Below are 288 nucleotides of genomic sequence, written 5' to 3'. Positions count from 1 at the left end.
GCAGCAGGCCGAGGCCATAGGTCAGCTCGGGGTTCGGGAAGGCCTGCTTCTCCGGCACGTAGGCCGGCCACACCATCGAGGTGTCGTAGGTGTAGGCCGGCCCGAGGCGCTCGACGAGATCGTTGCGCTGCTGGGTCAGGCCGCGCACCTCCTCGTTCTTGTTGGCCAGCAGCAGGCTGGCCAGCACCGGGTTCGCCAGGTCCTTGCCGCCGGCCGCGCGCAGGCTGCCCGGCTCGGCCGCCTGCTGGTAGCGGGCGCGGTCGGCCTCGGCGGCGCTCAGGTCCGATT

The 288-nt window shown here is 72.2% G+C and carries 1 pseudogene; it reads right to left on the bottom strand.

Annotation, left to right across the window (positions count from 1 at the left end):
• Positions 1-288, bottom strand: a pseudogene (locus tag UUA_RS19745) (Wzz/FepE/Etk N-terminal domain-containing protein); the annotation flags it as partial.

It is taken from the genome of Rhodanobacter thiooxydans LCS2 (genome assembly GCF_000264375.1).
GTDB lineage: Bacteria > Pseudomonadota > Gammaproteobacteria > Xanthomonadales > Rhodanobacteraceae > Rhodanobacter > Rhodanobacter thiooxydans.
This window is presented reverse-complemented; position numbering and strand designations above follow the sequence as displayed.